Raw genomic sequence first — 17,529 nt, 5'->3', positions numbered from 1 at the left:
GGGTGGGGTGAGGTGGGTTGGTGGCATAGAGCGAGATCTGTCCCGATCCACCACCTCACCCTTCCCATCGCTGACGCGACGGGCCCCTTCCCTCTCCCCCGCCTGCGGCGGAGAGGGAGATTGGGCTACTCCGCGGCGACCGCGGCCTGCCTGGCCGTGCGGGCTTTGGTGCGCATCAGGACCAGTTCCTCGGCGGTGGTCGGGTGGACGGCCACGGTGCGGTCGAACTGGGCCTTGGTGGCGCCCATCTTCACGGCGATGCCAAGGGCTTGGACGATCTCCGGCGTGTCGTCGCCGATCATGTGGATGCCCACCACCCGGTCCGAGCGCGGCTCGACGATCAGCTTCATGTAGGCGCGGGTGGCGCGGCCGGTCATGGTGTGTTTCATGGCGCGGAAGCCGGCCTCGTAGATGTCGACCTCGCCGAAGCGGGCAACCGCTTCCGCCTCGGTCAGGCCCACCGTGCCGATCGGCGGCTGGCTGAATACCGCCGTGGGGACATCGGTATGATCGGCAACCGCGGGCTGGCCGCCGAAGATCGTATCGGCAAAGGCATGGCCTTCCTTGATCGCGACCGGCGTCAGGGCCAGGCGATCGGTGACGTCGCCGACCGCATAGATGTTGGCCGCCACGGTGCGGGAATAGAGGTCGACCGGGACCTCGCCGCCCGGGCCCGGTGTAATGCCGGCCTTCTCCAGGCCCAGGCCCCTCGTGTTGGGGCGCCGGCCGGTGGCGAACATGACCGCGTCGGTCTCGACCGTGCTGCCGTCGGCCAGGTGCAGGATCAGCCCGCCCTCGACCTTCTCGATCGCGGTGGGGGCGGCGCCGAAGCGCTGGTGAATGCCCTTGGTGGCATATTCCTCGCCCAGGCGCCGGGCAACGTCGTCATCGAAGCCGCGCAGCAACTGGCCGCGCCGGACCACCAGGGTGGTCTCGGCCCCCAGGCCGTTGAAGATCCCGGCGAATTCGACGGCGATATAACCCGCCCCCACCACCACGATGCGCCTGGGCAGGTCGGGCAGGTGAAACGCCTCGTTCGAGGTGATGGCGAACTCGCGCCCGGGAATATCCGGCACCTCCGGCGTTGCCCCCGTGGCGATCAGCACGGTACCGGCGCTCACCCGGCGCCCGGCGATGTCCACCGTGTGGGCATCGACGAAGGTGGCCCGGCCTTCCATGATGGTGACGCCGGCGACCTCGAGGTTCTTGATATAGAGGCCGTTCAGGCGGTCGATCTCGCGGTCCTTGGCCTCGATCAGTTTCTTCCAGTCGAAGCGCACCGTCCCCTCGACGCTCCAGCCATAGGCCGCCGCATCCTCGATCTCGTCGCCATAGTGCGAGGCATAGACCAGCAGCTTCTTGGGCACACAACCGCGGATGACGCAGGTGCCGCCCACCCGGTATTCCTCGGCGATGGCGACCCGCGCGCCGTAACCGGCCGAGATCCGCGCCGCGCGCACGCCGCCCGAGCCGGCGCCGATGACGAACAGGTCGTAATCATAGTCGGTCATGACAGCAGCACCGTTTCCATGTCGCGGATCAGCGCGTCGGGCCAGACCGGCTCGATGATCGCGCCGTCGAGCCGCAATTCCAGCACCAGCCGGTCGCCCTCGAGGCGCAGGCCGCCCTCGCCCTGGACGGGGTGGATCAGCACCCCGCGCACGCTGCGGCTGAGCACGTCGCCCAGGCCGCGGGAATCGATCGTCAGGCGGCGCAGCACCTCGGACACGGCATCGAGCACGCCGTTCAGCGCCAGCATCGCCAGATCGTCCTGGGGGAAGCGTTCGAACATCAGCTCGATGGCGAAGGGCGTGGTAATCTCGGCCGATACGGCGGCGGCGATGCTGCCGGCGCGCCTGGTCAGGTTCATGCGCGTCGGCACCCGGGGACCGGCGCCGTTGCTGCCGATCCGGCGGGCCGCCTCGGCCGAGACGCTGATCCGCGAGACATCGGTCAGGCGCACATGATGCAGTTCGGCCCCGTCGATCAGGACCAGCCAGCGCACGCCGGCACTGCCCTCGATCAGGGCCAGGATGCGGCCCTGGACTTCCGCCGCCTCGGACAGGCCCAGGGTCACGGTGGAGAGGTCGTCGATGCTGCCGTTGGCCCGCGCGGCCAGGCCCTGGCCTGCCAGGGCCTCGATCAGCGCCTCGCCGGTGAGGATGGGAAGGGGATCGCTCACTTGTCGATCCCGCCCAGGCACAGGTACTTGATCTCGACGAAATCATCGATGCCGTGGCGCGAGCCCTCGCGCCCGATGCCGGACTCCTTCACCCCGCCGAAGGGCGCCACCTCGGTCGAGATCAGGCCGGTATTGATGCCGACGATGCCGTATTCCACGGCTTCCGCGACCCGGAAGATGCGGCCCACGTCGCGGCTGAAGAAATAGGCGGCGAGGCCGAATTCGGTGTCGTTGGCCATGGTGATCGCCTCCGCCTCGGTCTTGAAGCGGAACAGGGGCGCCACCGGGCCGAAGGTCTCCTCCCGGGCGACGGCCATGGCCGGGGTGACCCCGGTGAGCACGGTCGGCTCGAAGAAGCTGCCGCCCAGGGCGTGGCGCTTGCCGCCGGCGGCGATGGAAGCCCCCTTGGCGACCGCGTCGGCGATGTGCTCCTCGACCTTGGCCACGGCCTTCATGTCGATCAGCGGGCCCTGGGTGGCGCCCGGCTCGATCCCGTTGGCGACCTTCAGGCCGGCCACCGCCTTGCCCAGTTTCTGCGCGAAAGCGTCATAGACACCGTCCTGGACCAGCAGGCGGTTGGCGCAGACGCAGGTCTGCCCGGTGTTGCGGAACTTGGAGGCGATGGCGCCCTCGACCGCGGCATCGAGATCGGCATCGTCGAAGACGATGAAGGGGGCGTTGCCGCCCAGCTCGAGACTCACCTTCTTCACCGTGCCCGCGCATTGGGCCATCAAGGTCTTGCCCACCTCGGTCGAGCCCGTAAAGGTCAGCTTGCGCACGATCGGGCTCGACGTCATCTCGCCCCCGATCTCGCCGGCCGCCCCGGTGACGACGTTGAGCACGCCCGCCGGCAGGCCGGCACGCTCGCCCAGTTCCGCCAGGGCCAGGGCCGAATAGGGGGTCTGGGTCGCGGGCTTCACCACCACGGTGCAGCCGGCGGCCAGGGCCGGGCCGATCTTGCGGGTGATCATGGCGGCGGGGAAATTCCACGGCGTGATCGCGGCGACCACGCCGATGGGCTCGCGCAGCACGATGATGCGCTTGTCGGCGGCATGGCTGGGGATGGTCTCGCCATTGATGCGCTTGGCCTCCTCGCCGAACCACTCCAGGAAGGCGGCGGCATAGGCGACTTCGCCCTTGGCCTCGGCCAGGGGCTTGCCCTGCTCGCTGGTCATCAGCAGGCCCAGGTCGTCCTGGTTGGCCAGCATCAGGTCGGCGAAGCGGCGCAGAATCACCGCCCGCTCCTTGGCCGTCTTCTTGCGCCAGGCCGGGAAGGCGGCATTGGCCGCCTCGATCGCCCGGGCCGTCTCATGCCGGCCGGCCTTGGGCACTGTCCCTAAGGTCTCGCCGGTGGCGGGGTTGGTCACGGCGACCGTCGCGCCATTGTCCGCATCGACCCAGGCGCCGTCGATATAGTTCCGGGTGCGGAACAGGCTGCGGTCCTTGAGTTCGACCATGACGATCCTCCATGCTGCTCAGGGCGTGCATCTTAGGCCTCTCCCGATGCCGGGCGAAAGCCCCCGCCCCTTCCCTCGGCGGCGCCATGGGTGCATATCAGGGGCGATAGAAGAGAGGAGAATTGCCGGCATGCGCGCCCTCGCCCTCCTTGTTGCCTTGATCAGCAGCGCTCTTACACCGGCGGCAGCATCGAATCTGGATTTGATTCGCGATCCGACAGCCCTCAGATCGCTCTTCAGCGGCCGCACCCTTTATGCGCGTTACGCCGATGGCGAGCGTGTCGCAGAATTCTATTCGCCCGACGGCCGATCGGCTTATCGCCAATACCAGTGCCTTCACGCCGGAAAATGGTGGGTTGACCAATTGCCTGCCGCTTTTGGCAGCATCGAGGCAGGTACGCCGATGATCTGCTTCAAATATGCATCCATCGAGCCTGCCGACCGCCCCACTTGCTTCGCTGTCGGCGGGTCTCGGGGGCCGAGCGCTTCTACCCTCTGCACGGCAGGCCGGAATATGCAGATCGGCCTGTTGTTTTCGCCGTCCGCTGGGCCGAGGGCAATGCGGAGCCTCTCCCCCTCGACATGGATAACTGCCCGAGTGTTTGACCCCAATACCCCGCGACGGCCCAATGGATCCCGGATCAAGTCCGGGATGACAGCTTGGGGTTATGGCGTCATTCCGGCGAAGGCCGGAATCCATTGGGCCGTCGCGGGGTCTGGCAGCATTTGTCCCGACAAGGCTAGAGGAATTTTTCCATTCGGTAGTTGGTGAGCTGCTGGTCGCCCAGGGAAACGCTCTGCGCGGTGATCACCGTGAAGCCGCGCCGCGCGAAGAACGGCCGGGCGGTGATGCTCGCCTCGGTATGGAGGCGGGGTAGGCCGGCGGCGCGGGCGGCCGCCTCGACCGTCGCCAGCAGGCGGGTGGCGATGCCCTGGCCCTGGTGCCCGGCGTGGACGAACATCATGTCGATGTGGCCGTCCGCTTCCAGGTCGCTGAACCCCATCGGCTCACCGGCGATACGGGCGACCCAGGTCCGCTTGGCGGCCAGCCGCGGGAGCCAGTCGTCCGCTTCGAGGTCGTCCGGCGCCCAGGCCAGGATCTGGGCGGGCGTGTAATCGCGCGCGGCCACCCCGCGCACCGCGCCGCGAAACAGCTCGATCAGGGCGGGCAGGTCCCCCGCCTCGTAAGCCCTGATCGACAGGGTCACCGATAGAGATCCGCGCGGGTCGGCGGCAGTTCCACGGGGACATTCTTGTTGTGGCGCGTGGCGACGGTCTGGAACAGGCGCAGGGTGCCGTTCTTGAAGGCGAAGGAGACGCCGGCCAGATAGGCCACCCACAGGCGGTACTTGGCCTCGCCCACCTGGGCGATGGCCTCGTCCCGGCGGGCCGACAGGCGCTGGCACCACAGGCGGGTGGTCTGGGCGTAGTGCTCGCGCAGGCCCTCGACATCGTGCACCTCGAAGCCGCTGGCCTCCATGCTCTCCACCGAATGGCCGATATGGTCGAGCTCGGAGCCGGGGAAGATGTATTTCAGGATCAGGCGGTTTTCCGGGCGGATGCGGCGGAAGCGCTTCTTGTCGCGCTTGGCCCGCCGGGTGATGCCGTGGTTGAGCAGCACGCCGCCCGGCCGCAGCAGGGAGAGGAGCTTGCCGAAATAGGCCGGGTAGTTGGCGATGCCGACGTGCTCGTACATGCCGATGGAGGCGATCTTGTCGAACTTGCCGGTGAGCAGGCGGTAGTCCTTCAGCTCGATCGTCACCTTGTCCGCCAGCCCCAAACGCGCCGCCTTGGCGACCGCGAAATCATGCTGGTTCTGCGACAGGGTCACGCCGTGGGCGGTGACGCCGTAGTTGAGTGCGGCATGGCACACCAGCCCGCCCCAGCCGCAGCCGACGTCGAGGAAGCGGTCGCCGGGTTTGAGCCGCAGTTTGCGGCAGATATGGTCGAGCTTGTCCTTCTGCGCCTGCTCGATCCCATTGGCGAAATCGGTGAAATAGCCGCAGGAATACTGCATCTCGGGATCGAGGAAGAGGCGGTAGAAATCGTCGCCGATGTCGTAGTGGAACTGGATGTAATCCTTGTCGTGACGCCGGTCCGAGGCGACGCGCGCCGCCTCGTCTTCCGCGTAGCGATAGGCAGCACCCGCCTTGGTCGAGCGGGCGCGGGCGAGCGTCCACAGGCTGCGCAGCAGCAGGCCCTTGTCCAGGTCGCGCCATTTCAGCTTCATGCGCTTGGCCTGGGCCGCCTCGACGAACTCGATCAGGTCGCCGCCGATCAGGTCGATATGCCCCTCGGCATAGTGGATCACGAGGTTTTCGAGCGTCGGCCGGCGCAGCAGGCTGCCCAAGGTCGCGGCCGAGTCGAAGGTCACCTGATACCTGGTGTCGGCCTGCGGACCCAAGGGAATGACGCTGCCGTCCCACAGGCGTACGGCGATGCTGCCGTCCAGCCTGGTCGCCACATGTTCGAACAGGCGCCTGGCGGCGCTCAGGCGCTTGTCCCCGACACTCGATGCTGGTACGGCCACGCTGGATCCCCTGATTTGGCCGGGCAGTCTGCCAGCGCCCCGCGGCCGGTTCAACCGGCGGCTTGAGGCCGGCCCACGGGCCTCGCGGCGGGGTGCGCCGCTACTCGGGGATGGCGATGCCCGAGCCGCCGAACTCCGCCGGAAAATCCTTCAGCTTGGGCAACCCGTCCTTCATGGGCAGGACGGTTTCGGCATAGTTGACATGGACGCCGGGCTTGAAGGCCAGGCCGGGGATGGTCGCCGCATAGACGTCGATCAGGCCTAGCGGCGGGTGGTCGGTCATGAGATGGCCGCCGCACGTGCCGCAATACATCCGGTCGCTCGACGCGGTCTTGGAGAAGTGCCGGACGGACTCGGCCCCCTTCGTGACCTTGACGTTCTCGGGCTTCCACAGGGTGAAGGCATTGACCGGCCCCGCCGACCAGGAACGGCACGAGCCGCAATGGCAATAGCCCATCACTTCCGGCGCCCCGCTGACCTCGATTTCCACCGCCCCGCAAAAGCATTTTCCCGTGCTGACCGACATTGCCTTTACTCCCCTTGTTCTTTTTCTGCCGCGGCGCGTCGAGCCTGGCGCCGCAAGGCCGCGGCGCATGATGCCGGCGCTGATCTCATAAGCTCGGCGCCGGGCTGTCAATGGCCGGCGGGCGGATCGGGGAGCATGGTGCAGCCCAACAGAATCCGGTCCAACCTGACATGCTCGACCTGGTTGCCGGCGCCGCGACGCTCGGCGTGATCGCCATCGAGACGATTGCCGACCTGCGGCTTCACCGCCGCCCGTCGGCCCGGGGTGTTCATCCAAAGCGGCTTGTGAGCCTGGCCGCGGCACCGCGAGGCTGGCCCTGCATCGCCCCCGGCGCAGTGACCATCTCGGCGATGTTCACCTTCGCCAGCGTTCCTTTGATGGACCAGTACAGCCTGGAGCGCCGGGGTGGACGGGGACTATGACACGCTGGGCGTGATACCCACGGAGGCCGAGGCGACGGTGATCAAGGGGCGACCCGGCAGGTGGTGGATTTGGCTTAGAGGCCGAGGAAGGTTTCCTGTGCCGGCGTTTTTACGGCTTCCCATTCCTCGGGCAAGGCACGGTCCTGTAGATCACGCCTGAAATCCCGGTCACAGCCCGCGACGAAGTTCGTCCAGTCGTCGATAGATTTGAAATTTGTAGCCGTGTTCTTCGATATGTTCAGCAGTACCGCTTTCTTTCCAGCCCGAAGAAGGCGAAGCACATTTAGAGCGGTTCCAGGGCTTTTCCCATCCCATATCATGAGACCAAAATCCGCCTCTTGCGCCATTTCCCGATCTTTGGCCGCGTAGAATTGAAAACCCTTGGCATTTCTTCCTGGCGATATGTTGCTTACCGGCCAGTTGCCAATATTGTTGCGAGGGTGATCGCCTGAAAAGAATATCGTAACTTCCGTATAGGCGGCATCGTGGAAATGTTTCTGGACAGCCTTATCGGCGCCATTGGCATCACCAATGATTACACGATATCCCCCATCGATGATATTATTCAGCCGTTCTTTGGCTTGCGTCGGCAGGCTGGAAACGCGGCGAGAGCCACCAACAAAAACCGTGTTCATTGATTGCTCCGCGATTTGGTGATCGTCAGGGCCCGCACGGTTTTTGCCCTCCCCTTCCCCAACAGCACGTCGGTAACGGCATTCATGGTCGAGCCCGACCGGAAAAGATCATCGAACAATAGCACATTCTTGTCTGCCACGTGCGTCGCCTCGACGGTATAGAGCCCAGCCAGGAGTGCCTTGCGCTTTTCCGGATCCTCCACGCTTTTCAGCTGTTGCGTCGGGCGCGTGATCCTTATGCAATCCACGACCGGCAAGTTTAGCGCCGCGCCAATTCCCGCGGCGAGAACTTGAACCGGCTGCCACGCGCGGGGCGTGGAGGCCGGAACCGGCACGAGTACATCAAGCTTTCCGCGATGCGGCCTCAAGAAGCCGGCAGCCGCATCAATGATGCCGGCAGCAGCCGCTTTGTTCAGCCTGTATTTAAGCTGATAGAGAAGCTCGGCAATTTCAGGGCGAACCGTTTCAAATTGGCGATGCCCCGCTTCGCTGTATCCTACGAAAGTGCTGCTGGTCGTTTGGAAATCCAAGGCCACGCCCGACTGCCATCTGCCATAAATTTTCTGCGGATTAATAGCAACCATGAGTGGCTCCGGAACCGACGCCACACGCTAATCCCTCGGGCGCGACCCCGCAATCAGCTTCCTTCCCACACCGAAGTCTATGCCGCCTGGGTGGCGGAGGAAACCGAGGCGCTTGCCAACGCCACCTGGGCCTTCGCCGAGGAGATCATCGCCCACCAGGTGAAGCACAAGATGTTCCGCCGCTCCTTGCGCGCGCCCACCGTGGAGAACCCGGCGGGGGGTGCCGGCGGAGGCGAAGGCGATCCGGTTGCCTAGCTAACCCCCTTTGTCCCCACATACTCCCCCAACGCCACGCCCAAGTGATCGTACAGCGCCCGCACCCTTCGGCTGGTACGCAGGTCCTCGTGCATGACGAGCCACACGGGGAGTTCCGGGGCGAATTCCTTGGGGAAGAGATGCACCAGGTCGGGGTCGCGGCGGACGAGGCCGAGTTGGGCGATGCTGATGCCGTAGCCGGCGCGCAGGGCCGAGAGATGGGCCAGGTGGCTGTCGACGCGTAGGGAAAAGACGTCGGCGGTCAGGATGTCCTCGATGCCGGGGATGCCGCGCAGGGACTGGATGTCGCGGTCGGGGCCAACCAGGGCGTGATGCACGACCTCTTCCAGGCTCTTGGGGGTGCCGTGACGCTCGAGATAGCGGCGGTGCGCGCACAGGCCCAGCGTGACGCCGCCGATGTAGCGGGCGATCAGCGCGCCTTGCGTGGGCTTGACCATGCGCACGGCGATATCGGCCTGGTGGCGCAGCAGATCCTCGCTGCGGTTGGAGAGCGAGAGTTCCACCACCACCCGTGGGTGCCGTTCGCGGAAATCGGCCAGTATGGCCGGCAGGACTTCGGCCCCCACCACCTCGCTGGCGGTGACGCGCACGGTGCCGCGCATCTCGTCGCCCTCGCCCGAGGCGACGCGGCGCAGGGCATCCGCCGCCGCCGCCATGGTCTGGGCATGGGGCAACAGGGCCTGGGCCGTATCGGTCGGGGTCAGGCCGCGCTGCGAGCGGGTGAACAGCGCCGCCGACAAGGCGATCTCCAGCGCCGCGATGTGATGGCCGACGGTCGGCTGGGTGAGCCCCAGGGCGCGGGCTGCACCCGACAGGCTGCCCTCGGCCATCACGGCAAGAAAGGATCGGTAAAGTTCCCAGCCCGGCTCAGTCATAAATATATTTATAGCAGCGACAGATATTTCCGCAATTTCTGTTTACCAGGTCCGGCCTCATCCTGCCCCCATCGACACTGATGGAGGCAGCAATGACGAGCGAACGGACGGCCCTGGTGCTGGGCGCCACAGGCGGCATCGGCAGCGAGACGGCCAAGGCGCTGGTGCGCGCAGGCTGGCGGGTGCGGGCCATGCACCGCCAGGCCGAGGCGATGGCCAAGCGCTTTGCCCATTGGGGGCCGATCGAGTGGGTTCAGGGCGATGCCATGAATGCCGCCGATGTCCTGGCCGCGGCCCGGGGCGTCCAGGTCATCGTTCACGGCGTGAACCCGGCCGGCTATCGCAACTGGCCGGCCCTGGTCCTGCCCATGATCGACAACACCATCGCGGCGGCCAGGGCGCAGGGTGCCCGCATCGTGCTGCCCGGCACGATCTACAACTACTCGCCCACCGGCCCCGCCGTGCTGACCGAGCGCACCAGGCAGGAAACCACCACCCGGAAAGGCCTGATCCGCATCGAGCTGGAACGCCGGCTGGAAGCGGCGCAGGCGGACGGCGTGCGCACGCTGATCGTGCGCTTCGGCGATTTCCTGGGGCCGCAGGCTGGGGGGAGCTGGTTCTCGCAGGCCATGGTCAAGCCCGGCAAGCCGATCTCTGCCGTAACCTACATGGGCAAGCGGGACGTGGGCCACGCCTGGGCCTATCTGCCCGATGGCGGCGAGACCATCGCCCGCCTGCTGGACCGGGCCGCCGATCTCGCCCCCTTCGAGACCTTTCACTTCGCCGGCCACTGGTTCGAGCGTGGCGTGGAGATCGCCGAGGTGGTGCGCCGGGTGGTGGGCAGGCCCGACCTGCCGATCCGCCGGTTCCCCTGGATCGTGGTGCGCCTGGCCCAGCCCTTCATGGAACTGTTCCGGGAGATGGTCGAGATGTCCTACCTGTGGCGCCGGCCCTTCCGCCTGGACAACACCAAGCTGGTCCGTTTTTTGGGCATCGAGCCGCACACCCCGATCGACGAGGCGGTGCGCCACACGCTGGACGGCCTGGGCTGCCTGCCCACGACAAGCGGGGTGCCGGTACTGGCGAAGGGGTGACCTTGCTCCCTCGCCCCGCTTGCGGGGAGAGGGCCGGGGTGAGGGGTCGGGGCCAAGGCGCCTGCTGTCCGGCGTGGCCCCGACACCCCTCACCCTAGCCCTCTCCCCGCAAGCGGGGAGAGGGAACGTGTTCTTGCGGCGAGATGGTTGAGGTTACCAGTATTCCGCCATGATCTCGCGTGCCCAGTCGGGTTCGTGGAGCGCGCCGCGCGGGGCAAAGCCGGACATCACCGGCTTGATGTCCAGGACCGGGGTGCCGTCGATCGCGTCCAGCCCCTCGACCTCCAGGCGCAGGCCGTCGACGGCGACGATCCGGCAGACGGAGACGCCGATGCGGTTGGGCCGGTTCTTGCCGCGCTGGGCGAAGATGCCGATTTTCGGCCAGTCGGTGCGGCCGCGGGGGTGGCGGGCACCCAGGGTGATCTCGTCGTCGCCCACCCGGTCGAAGAGATAGACGATCTCGGCATGGCTGAAGCTCTCCAGGCCGGCCAGGGCCTCGGGCCCGAATCGGCTGGGGTCGAGGGCGATCGCCGCCCGGCTTCGGCCCCAGTCGTCATCTTCCGGCACGTTGCGCCCGCCGCGCACCTGGCCGACCGGCTGCATGACGATATCCATGGCCCCTCCCCCCACATTGTCAATCAGGCGACAATCTTCTGGCCTGATGCCTGCTACAAGGCAAGCATAGGGCGGGATCAAGGAACAAGAGATGGGCGAGACAACGAGGCGGATCGCGGTCCTGGGCGCGGGGCTGATCGGGACCTATGTCGGCGGGCGGCTGGCGGCCGGCGGGGCCGATGTGGTGCTGATCGGCCGGGGCCGGGTGCTGGCGGACCTGCGAACGCACGGCCTGCACCTGACCGACCTGGAAGGCGGCGACCGGCGGATTGCGGCCGACCGGCTGAACCTGGCCGAGGATCCCGCCGCCCTGGGCCAGGCCGACCTGATCCTGCTGTGCGTGAAGAGCCCGGCCACCGAGGACGCCGCCCTTCAGATCGCGCAATTCGCCAGGCCGGATGCCGTGGTGGTGAGCCTGCAGAACGGTGTCTCCAACGCCGACCGGCTGCGTGCCGCCCTGCCCGGCCGCACGGTGCTGGCCGGCATGGTGCCCTACAACGTGGCCCAGCCCGGCCCCGGCCATTATCACCAAGGCACCAGCGGCGTGATCCTGATCGAGGACAGCCCGGCCATCGCGCCCTATGTCCCGCTGTTCGCCGCCGCGGCGTTGGCCGTGGGCCTGCGCGCCGACATGGCGGCGGTGCTGTGGGGCAAGCTGCTGATCAACCTGAACAATGCCGTCAACGCCCTGGCCGGCGTGCCCCTGGCGGCCCAGATCGCCCAGCGCAACTACCGCCGGTCCGTCGCTCTGTGCCAGTCCGAGGCGCTGTCCCTGCTCAGGCGCGCCGGGATCAAACCGGCCCAGTTCGCGGCGGTGCCCATGTGGCTGCTGCCTCATGTCTTTTCCCTGCCCGACGGGCTGTTCCGCCGGGTCGCGGCCCGCGGCGGCATGCCCCGCATCGACCGCCACGCCCGCTCCTCGATGGCCGAGGACCTGGCGTCGGGTCGCAAGACCGAGGTCGATTACCTGAACGGCGAATTGCTTGTGCTGGCCCAGCGCCTGGGGCGGCGTGCACCGGTCAACGCCCGGGTGATCGAACTGGTCCGCAAGGCGGAGGCCGGCGCCGCCCCGCGGAGTGCCGATGCGCTCTATGCGGAATTGAAGAAGGCGCGGCGGGGCTGAACGCCCATCCCCCATCGTCATCCCCGCGGAGGCGGGGATCCACAGCAGGGGCGATACGGGTCTGTCCCAGTGCGCCACGACAGTGGATCCCGGCCTCCGCCGGGATGACGACCGAGGTTACGGCACCCTTCATTGTCATTCCAGTTCAAGCCGGGATGATGGCTGAGGTTACCAGTCCTCCAGGCCGGCGATTTCCCGTTTGAAGGGGACGGTGTCGCCGGTGATGGGCGGGGCATCGAGTTCCTCGGCGAAGCGCCGGCCGGCGTGGACGGCGTGGGCGATGGTGGCCGGCGCCCGGGCGTCGCCGATGGCGGTGACGGAGAGGATGCCGGCGTCGCGCCAGTTGGCACGGTGCGCATCAAGGGCCAGGAACAGGGATTCGTTGGGCAGGCGGCCGGTGACGGGGATGATCGCGTCGCAGGGCAGCGTGCTGGGGCGCCTCGTGTAGATGCAGGCGAATTGGGCCTCGCCATTGGCCGCCGCGGTCAGGGTCAGGCCGGTGCGGATGGCGATGCCTGTTTCGATCAGGCGGGCTTGAATGAAATGCTGCTCCATGGTGGCGCGGGTCCAGGTTGCGACCTCCGCCGCCGGGGTGACATAGGTCACGCTGTAACCCTCGCCGGCCAGCAGTTCGGCCAGGACACTGCCCATGTAGTAGTGATCGTCGTCCCAGACCACGACGGTGCGGCCCACGGGGCGCTTTCCCTCCATCAGATCGTCGGGGGTGAGGATCGGCGCCTCGAACCGCACTGGCCTGGTGTGCTGGTGGCCGACGCCGTCGCCGCGCCAGCGGGCGCCGGTCGCCACCACCACATGCTCGAAGCCGAAGCCCAGGACGTCGTCGGCGGTCAGGCTGCTGTCGAAATAGGTCTCGACATTGGGCAATTGGTGCAATTGCTGCAGGCGGTAGTCGCGCACCCGGGCCCAGGCGGCGAGGCCGGGCAGTTTCGCCTCGCGCGTCACCCGGCCGCCCAGGCTGGTGCCGGCTTCCGCGATCACCACGCCGTAGCCGCGCTTGCCCAGGGCCTGGGCGCACTCGAGGCCGGACGGCCCGCCGCCGACGATCAGCACGCGGGCCTCGCTTTCCCGCGCCCGGATACGCTCCGGATGCCAGCCGCGGCGCCATTCGTCGCCCATGGTCGGGTTCTGGGTGCAGCGGATGGGGGCCGACGAGAAATCGCCCGAGACGCAGATGTTGCAGCCGATGCATTCGCGAATGTCTTCCAGCCGCCCTTCCTCGATCTTCTTAGGGAGAAAGGGATCGGCGATCGAGGGCCGCGCCGCGCCGATCAGGTCGACCAGGCCGGATTTCACGATGCGCACCATGGCATCGGGCGAGGTGTAACGCCCCACCCCCACCACGGGCTTAGTGGTCAGGCGCTTGACGTGCTTGATGAAAGGTTCCTCGTGGCCTTCCTCGGCAAAGCGCGAGGTGCGGGAGTCGTTCTCCCAGCCGGCGATGGTGACATCCCACAGGTCCGGCAGCTCGGCCATCAGGCCGATCATGTCCTCGACCTCCTCCTTGTAGAGGCCGCCCTCGCCCATCAATTCGTCGAGCGAGATGCGCAAGGGCACGGCGCAGGTGGCGCCCACCGCCTCCTTGGTATCCTGCGTGATCTCGCGCATCAGGCGGATGCGGTTCTCCAGGGAACCACCGTATTCGTCGGTGCGGTCGTTGTAGCGGCGCGACAGGAAGTGATGCAAGAAGCCCAGGGCATGGGCGGCATAGACATAGACCAGGTCGAAGCCGGCAGTCCTGGCGCGCAGGGCGGCCTGGCGGTGCCAGCGGCGCAGGTTGGCGATGTCGGCCTTGTCCATCCGCCTTGCCTGCACCGGCTCGTAGGTGAAGGTGGCCACGGGGAGGTGCGCCGGGCCCATGGGCACTTCCCGGCCATAGAGATTGGGGCCGTTCATGCCGTTGTAGGCGAGTTCGATCCCGGCCAGGCTGCCGTGTTCGTGGATCTTGTCGACCATGCGGGCCAGCATGGGCACGTCGCGGTCGTCCCACAGGCGCAATTCGATGAAGGGCGTGATATCGGACGAATAGTGGAATTCCACCTGCTCGGTGCAGACCACGGCCCAGCCGCCTTCGGCCTTGATGCCGCGCATGGTCGCCAGCGCGGTCGGATCGCGGTAGCCCATGCCGTTGCAATGGGGGACCTGGAAGAAGCGGTTGCGGGCGGTCACCGGGCCGATCTTCACCGGCTCGAACAGGATGTCGTAACGAGGATCGCGCATGCACCGCCCCAGAAAGCTTGACCGTCGCATTGTGGCATCACGCGGTGAAGCGGCCAGAAGGCTTTTGCGAAGCGCTGCTTCGGCAGGGCGTGGTTTCGCGGCCGGCAGCCCGGGGCTACAAGGGAAGCATGAGTGAATCGATCGAGATCCTGGAACGGCTGATCGCCTTTCCAACCGTCAGCCGGGACAGCAACTTGGGCCTGATCCGCTATGTGGAGGGCGAGCTTGCCGCACTGGGCGTGGCCAGCCGGTTGGTGTTCAGCGCGGACGGCGCCAAGGCCAATCTCTTCGCCACCATCGGGCCGGCCGGCATCCCCGGCATCATGCTGTCGGGCCACACGGATGTGGTGCCGGTCGACGGCCAGGCCTGGAGCAGCGACCCGTTCCGGCTGCACCGCCAGGACGGCCTGCTGTTCGGCCGCGGCAGCGCCGACATGAAGGGCTTCATCGCCTGCGTGCTGACGCTGGCCCGCCGCGCCGCGCGAGAGACGCTGAGCACGCCGCTGCACATCGCGCTGTCCCATGACGAGGAGATCGGCTGCGTCGGCGTGCGCCGGCTGATCGAGATGATGGCCGGGCTGCCTGTCCGCCCGCGCGCCTGTGTGGTGGGGGAGCCGACCTCGATGCAGGTGGTGGTCGCGCATAAGGGCAAGACCGCCCTGCGCGCCCATTGCCACGGGGTCGAATGCCATTCCAGCCTGGCGCCGGACGGCTTGAACGCGATCCACCTGGCAACCGACCTGATCGCCGCCTTACGCCGCCTCCAGGACGATATCGCCCTGACCGGTGCCAAGGACGCGGATTACGAGGTCGACCACACCACCTTGCATGTCGGCACGATCCGCGGCGGCACCGCCTTGAACATCGTCCCGAAGGATTGCGTGCTGGACCTGGAAATCCGCCACCTGCCGGCCGAACCCGCCGGCCCGCTGGTGGCGCGGCTGGCCGACGAGGCCCGCGCGATCGAAGCGGCGGCGAAGGCGCGTTTTCCCGAGGCCGGCATCAGCCTCGAGACCCTGTCGGGCTATCCCGGCCTGGACACGCCGCCGGCGGCGGAAGTGGTCGCTTTCGTGAAGGCGCTGACCGGCGGCAACAGCCACGGCAAGATCAGCTTCGGCACCGAGGGCGGCCTGTTCACGGAGAACTTGGGGATTCCCACCGTGGTGTGCGGGCCGGGCAGCATCGTCCAGGCCCACAAGCCGGATGAATATGTCAGCGCGAGCCAACTGGCAGAATGCGACCGCTTTCTGTCGGCCCTGCTGGGCTACCTTCGCCGTTGAGGTGATTGTCGAGCCGGGGCGGCACCATGCCGGGGATGTAACCGTCCGAGATGAAGGTGCGGCAGTGGGTCTCGAAGGCCTTGAGCAGGCGTGACTTCTTCAGGCCCTCGGCGGTGGCGAGGCCCACCACCACCGGCCGATGACCGCCGGCCAGCCTGACCCGCACCACCCGGCGCCCATCGAGCGCCAGTTCCGAGCGCGGCCGGACATTGGCCAGGGTATAGCCATAGCCGTTGGCGACCATGGTGCGGATCACGTCGGGGTAGGCGGAGCGGGCGGCGATATGCGGCTCGATCCCGTCGCGCTGGTACATGGCCAGGAAGTATTCCCGGCTGTAGGGCAGGTCGAGCAGGATCAGCGGCTCGTCCTTGAGGTCGGTCAGGCTGACCGTGCCGCGATTGGCCATGGGATGGATCTCGCTGACCACCACATGGACGGGCAAGCTGACCAGCGGCTCGAAGGCGATGTCCTTGGGCACCTGCAGGTCATAGACCAGGGCGACGTCCAGCCTGGCGCGCCGCAGGCCCTCGAACAGGTCTTCCTGGTGGCCTTCCTGCTGCCGCAGGTCGGCGCGCGGGAACGAGGCCATGAAGGAATGGCACAGTTCGGGGATGACCATGGGGGCCAGCGTCAGCATGCAGCCCACCGCCAGCGGCCCCCGCACCTCCTCGGTCACTTCCGAGGCGACGTCGTAGAGGCCGTTGGCCTGGTCCAGCAGGTGCTTGGCTTCACGCAGCAGGCGGCGGCCGGCCGGGGTCAGGGACAGGCCTTGCGCATGGTGGCGCACGAAAAGCTGGACGCCCAGCTCCGCCTCCAGGTGCGAGATGGCGGTGGAGATCGAGGGCTGGGAAATATTGATGCGCTCGGAAGCGAGCGTGATGGAGCCCGTTTCGCCCGCGGCGACGAAATATTCCAGGTGCCGAAGGGTGAAGCGCATGGGCCCTTTCCGTCAGAGATCGCCGGGCACACCGTAGCTTGGCGCCTCGCGCGGGTCGAGGGCGCGGGAAACATAGGCGCCGAGTTGCGGCGCATAGATGTCCCAAACCTTGCGAAGTTGGCCGAGGGGATCCTCGTCGGCCCAGTCCACCCGCAGGTCGACCACCGGCCACGAGTGCTTGTCCACCACGAGAAGGCCAGCGGAATGGATCGGCCCGGCCTCGCCGCCCGCGGCAAGGCCAGCGTCCATCGTCTCGAGCAGGCGCGCGGCGAGATGGCCCCTGGAAGCCTCGAAGGCCTTGACCAGGGCGGCGGGCACGCCGTCGTGGGCCAGCAGGTTGCCGGCGGCGACCGCGTTCAGCCCCTGCGCGGTGTTGTAGATGCCCAGGGCCTTGGCCCCGCAGAAGACGGCGGTGCCGCCCGCGGCATCGATCACCGCCAGTTGCCGGTATTCGATGAAGGGGGCGCTTGACACCAGGACATCCAGCGCCTGGGCGGCACTGGCGCCCTTCTCCATCAGGTCCAGCCCGCGGTTGCCCAAGGTCGGGTCGGTCACGTTCTGGGTCGCGACCACGCCCACCCCCGCCCTGGCCCAGGCGCAGCGCGCCGCCACCGCCGGGGAGGACGAGGTGATGGCAATGCCGAACATGCCGGTATCCGGGCAGCGGGCGGAGAGGGAGAAGGTCATGAACGCCTCTTAACCTGGTTAGCCCTCTCCTCCCCCGGAGGAGAGGGTTGGGTGAGGAGGGGGGCACG

18 protein-coding genes are annotated in these 17,529 nt (G+C 67.4%); 5 read left to right on the top strand and 13 right to left on the bottom strand.

Going from position 1 to position 17,529, the window contains the following annotated elements:
* Positions 1-125 precede the first annotated feature (125 nt).
* The 6 genes from gor to D3874_RS06210 form a co-directional block, all read right to left on the bottom strand.
* Entirely contained in the window at positions 126-1,511 is a 1,386-nt protein-coding gene (gene gor, locus D3874_RS06235) for a glutathione-disulfide reductase (protein WP_119777316.1), read from the bottom strand.
* Positions 1,508-2,182, bottom strand: a complete 675-nt coding sequence (locus tag D3874_RS06230) for a hypothetical protein (protein WP_119777315.1) — start codon at positions 2,180-2,182, stop codon at positions 1,508-1,510. Before D3874_RS06230 ends, gor begins: the two co-directional genes overlap by 4 nt.
* On the bottom strand, positions 2,179-3,639 hold the full coding sequence (gene gabD / locus D3874_RS06225; RefSeq protein ID WP_119777314.1) for an NADP-dependent succinate-semialdehyde dehydrogenase: 1,461 nt from the start codon (positions 3,637-3,639) through the stop codon (positions 2,179-2,181). Before gabD ends, D3874_RS06230 begins: the two co-directional genes overlap by 4 nt.
* A gap of 740 nt (positions 3,640-4,379) precedes the next feature.
* Positions 4,380-4,847, bottom strand: coding sequence for a GNAT family N-acetyltransferase (locus tag D3874_RS06220; protein WP_119777313.1), 468 nt, complete (start codon positions 4,845-4,847; stop codon positions 4,380-4,382).
* Positions 4,844-6,169 (bottom strand): SAM-dependent methyltransferase, encoded by a 1,326-nt coding sequence (locus D3874_RS06215; RefSeq protein ID WP_119777312.1) that lies wholly within the window; start codon positions 6,167-6,169, stop codon positions 4,844-4,846. Before D3874_RS06215 ends, D3874_RS06220 begins: the two co-directional genes overlap by 4 nt.
* 100 nt (positions 6,170-6,269) lie before the next feature.
* Positions 6,270-6,695, bottom strand: coding sequence for a GFA family protein (locus tag D3874_RS06210; RefSeq protein WP_119777311.1), 426 nt, complete (start codon positions 6,693-6,695; stop codon positions 6,270-6,272).
* Positions 6,696-6,865: 170 nt separating this feature from the next.
* Between D3874_RS06210 and D3874_RS06205 the strand changes: the two genes are divergently transcribed.
* Complete coding sequence (locus tag D3874_RS06205; RefSeq protein ID WP_119777310.1) at positions 6,866-7,117, top strand: hypothetical protein; 252 nt, start codon at positions 6,866-6,868, stop codon at positions 7,115-7,117.
* 74 nt (positions 7,118-7,191) lie between these two features.
* On the opposite strand, the gene D3874_RS27870 is transcribed toward D3874_RS06205, so the two are convergent.
* Positions 7,192-7,752, bottom strand: a complete 561-nt coding sequence (locus D3874_RS27870) for a hypothetical protein (RefSeq protein WP_147385546.1) — start codon at positions 7,750-7,752, stop codon at positions 7,192-7,194.
* Positions 7,749-8,336 (bottom strand): ComF family protein, encoded by a 588-nt coding sequence (locus D3874_RS06200; RefSeq protein WP_119777309.1) that lies wholly within the window; start codon positions 8,334-8,336, stop codon positions 7,749-7,751. The genes D3874_RS27870 and D3874_RS06200 overlap by 4 nt, the downstream gene beginning before the upstream one ends.
* Before the next feature lie 90 nt (positions 8,337-8,426).
* Between D3874_RS06200 and D3874_RS28430 the strand changes: the two genes are divergently transcribed.
* Positions 8,427-8,591: a hypothetical protein gene (locus D3874_RS28430; RefSeq protein WP_158595866.1), complete on the top strand. Its 165-nt coding sequence runs from the start codon at positions 8,427-8,429 to the stop codon at positions 8,589-8,591.
* Here D3874_RS28430 and D3874_RS06195 read toward each other — a convergent pair.
* On the bottom strand, positions 8,588-9,487 hold the full coding sequence (locus D3874_RS06195; RefSeq protein ID WP_199698963.1) for a LysR family transcriptional regulator: 900 nt from the start codon (positions 9,485-9,487) through the stop codon (positions 8,588-8,590). The two genes, D3874_RS28430 and D3874_RS06195, sit on opposite strands and share 4 nt — an antisense overlap.
* A gap of 92 nt (positions 9,488-9,579) precedes the next feature.
* Between D3874_RS06195 and D3874_RS06190 the strand changes: the two genes are divergently transcribed.
* On the top strand, positions 9,580-10,581 hold the full coding sequence (locus tag D3874_RS06190) for an SDR family NAD(P)-dependent oxidoreductase (protein WP_119777307.1): 1,002 nt from the start codon (positions 9,580-9,582) through the stop codon (positions 10,579-10,581).
* 153 nt (positions 10,582-10,734) lie between these two features.
* Here D3874_RS06190 and D3874_RS06185 read toward each other — a convergent pair whose 3' ends face one another.
* The gene (locus tag D3874_RS06185; protein WP_119777306.1) at positions 10,735-11,196 is read right to left on the bottom strand and encodes an SAM-dependent methyltransferase; all 462 of its coding nucleotides are present in this window, start codon (positions 11,194-11,196) and stop codon (positions 10,735-10,737) included.
* A gap of 91 nt (positions 11,197-11,287) precedes the next feature.
* On the opposite strand from D3874_RS06185, the gene D3874_RS06180 reads away from it, so the two are divergent.
* Entirely contained in the window at positions 11,288-12,319 is a 1,032-nt protein-coding gene (locus D3874_RS06180; protein WP_119777305.1) for a 2-dehydropantoate 2-reductase, read from the top strand.
* A 168-nt stretch (positions 12,320-12,487) separates the two neighbouring features.
* Here D3874_RS06180 and D3874_RS06175 read toward each other — a convergent pair whose 3' ends face one another.
* A complete protein-coding gene (locus tag D3874_RS06175) occupies positions 12,488-14,557 on the bottom strand; it encodes an oxidoreductase (protein ID WP_119777304.1) in 2,070 nt (689 codons plus the stop codon).
* A gap of 128 nt (positions 14,558-14,685) precedes the next feature.
* On the opposite strand from D3874_RS06175, the gene argE reads away from it, so the two are divergent.
* Entirely contained in the window at positions 14,686-15,837 is a 1,152-nt protein-coding gene (argE, locus tag D3874_RS06170; protein ID WP_119777303.1) for an acetylornithine deacetylase, read from the top strand.
* Here the strand turns inward: argE and D3874_RS06165 are convergent.
* Both D3874_RS06165 and D3874_RS06160 read right to left on the bottom strand, forming a co-directional pair.
* Positions 15,770-16,774: a LysR family transcriptional regulator gene (locus tag D3874_RS06165; RefSeq protein WP_119777302.1), complete on the bottom strand. Its 1,005-nt coding sequence runs from the start codon at positions 16,772-16,774 to the stop codon at positions 15,770-15,772. The two genes, argE and D3874_RS06165, sit on opposite strands and share 68 nt — an antisense overlap.
* 12 nt (positions 16,775-16,786) lie before the next feature.
* Positions 16,787-17,461, bottom strand: coding sequence for a DUF1028 domain-containing protein (locus tag D3874_RS06160; RefSeq protein WP_119777301.1), 675 nt, complete (start codon positions 17,459-17,461; stop codon positions 16,787-16,789).
* Between the last annotated feature and the right edge of the window lie 68 nt (positions 17,462-17,529).

Source organism: Oleomonas cavernae (assembly GCF_003590945.1).
GTDB lineage: Bacteria > Pseudomonadota > Alphaproteobacteria > Zavarziniales > Zavarziniaceae > Zavarzinia > Zavarzinia cavernae.
The sequence above is the reverse complement of the archived record's forward strand: the minus strand, read 5'-3'. Positions and strand labels throughout refer to the sequence as shown.

Excerpts from the sequence above, each read along its gene's own strand:
- D3874_RS06165 (WP_119777302.1), bottom strand. The coding sequence starts at position 16,774 with ATGCGCTTCACCCTTCGGCACCTGGAATATTTCGTCGCCGCGGGCGAA.
- gabD (WP_119777314.1), bottom strand. The coding sequence starts at position 3,639 with ATGGTCGAACTCAAGGACCGCAGCCTGTTCCGCACCCGGAACTATATC.
- D3874_RS06210 (WP_119777311.1), bottom strand. The coding sequence starts at position 6,695 with ATGTCGGTCAGCACGGGAAAATGCTTTTGCGGGGCGGTGGAAATCGAG.
- argE (WP_119777303.1), top strand. The coding sequence starts at position 14,686 with ATGAGTGAATCGATCGAGATCCTGGAACGGCTGATCGCCTTTCCAACC.
- D3874_RS06180 (WP_119777305.1), top strand. The coding sequence starts at position 11,288 with ATGGGCGAGACAACGAGGCGGATCGCGGTCCTGGGCGCGGGGCTGATC.
- D3874_RS06175 (WP_119777304.1), bottom strand. The coding sequence starts at position 14,557 with ATGCGCGATCCTCGTTACGACATCCTGTTCGAGCCGGTGAAGATCGGC.
- D3874_RS06190 (WP_119777307.1), top strand. The coding sequence starts at position 9,580 with ATGACGAGCGAACGGACGGCCCTGGTGCTGGGCGCCACAGGCGGCATC.
- gor (WP_119777316.1), bottom strand. The coding sequence starts at position 1,511 with ATGACCGACTATGATTACGACCTGTTCGTCATCGGCGCCGGCTCGGGC.
- D3874_RS27870 (WP_147385546.1), bottom strand. The coding sequence starts at position 7,752 with ATGAACACGGTTTTTGTTGGTGGCTCTCGCCGCGTTTCCAGCCTGCCG.
- D3874_RS06160 (WP_119777301.1), bottom strand. The coding sequence starts at position 17,461 with ATGACCTTCTCCCTCTCCGCCCGCTGCCCGGATACCGGCATGTTCGGC.
- D3874_RS06195 (WP_199698963.1), bottom strand. The coding sequence starts at position 9,487 with ATGACTGAGCCGGGCTGGGAACTTTACCGATCCTTTCTTGCCGTGATG.
- D3874_RS06205 (WP_119777310.1), top strand. The coding sequence starts at position 6,866 with ATGCTCGACCTGGTTGCCGGCGCCGCGACGCTCGGCGTGATCGCCATC.
- D3874_RS06200 (WP_119777309.1), bottom strand. The coding sequence starts at position 8,336 with ATGGTTGCTATTAATCCGCAGAAAATTTATGGCAGATGGCAGTCGGGC.
- D3874_RS06185 (WP_119777306.1), bottom strand. The coding sequence starts at position 11,196 with ATGGATATCGTCATGCAGCCGGTCGGCCAGGTGCGCGGCGGGCGCAAC.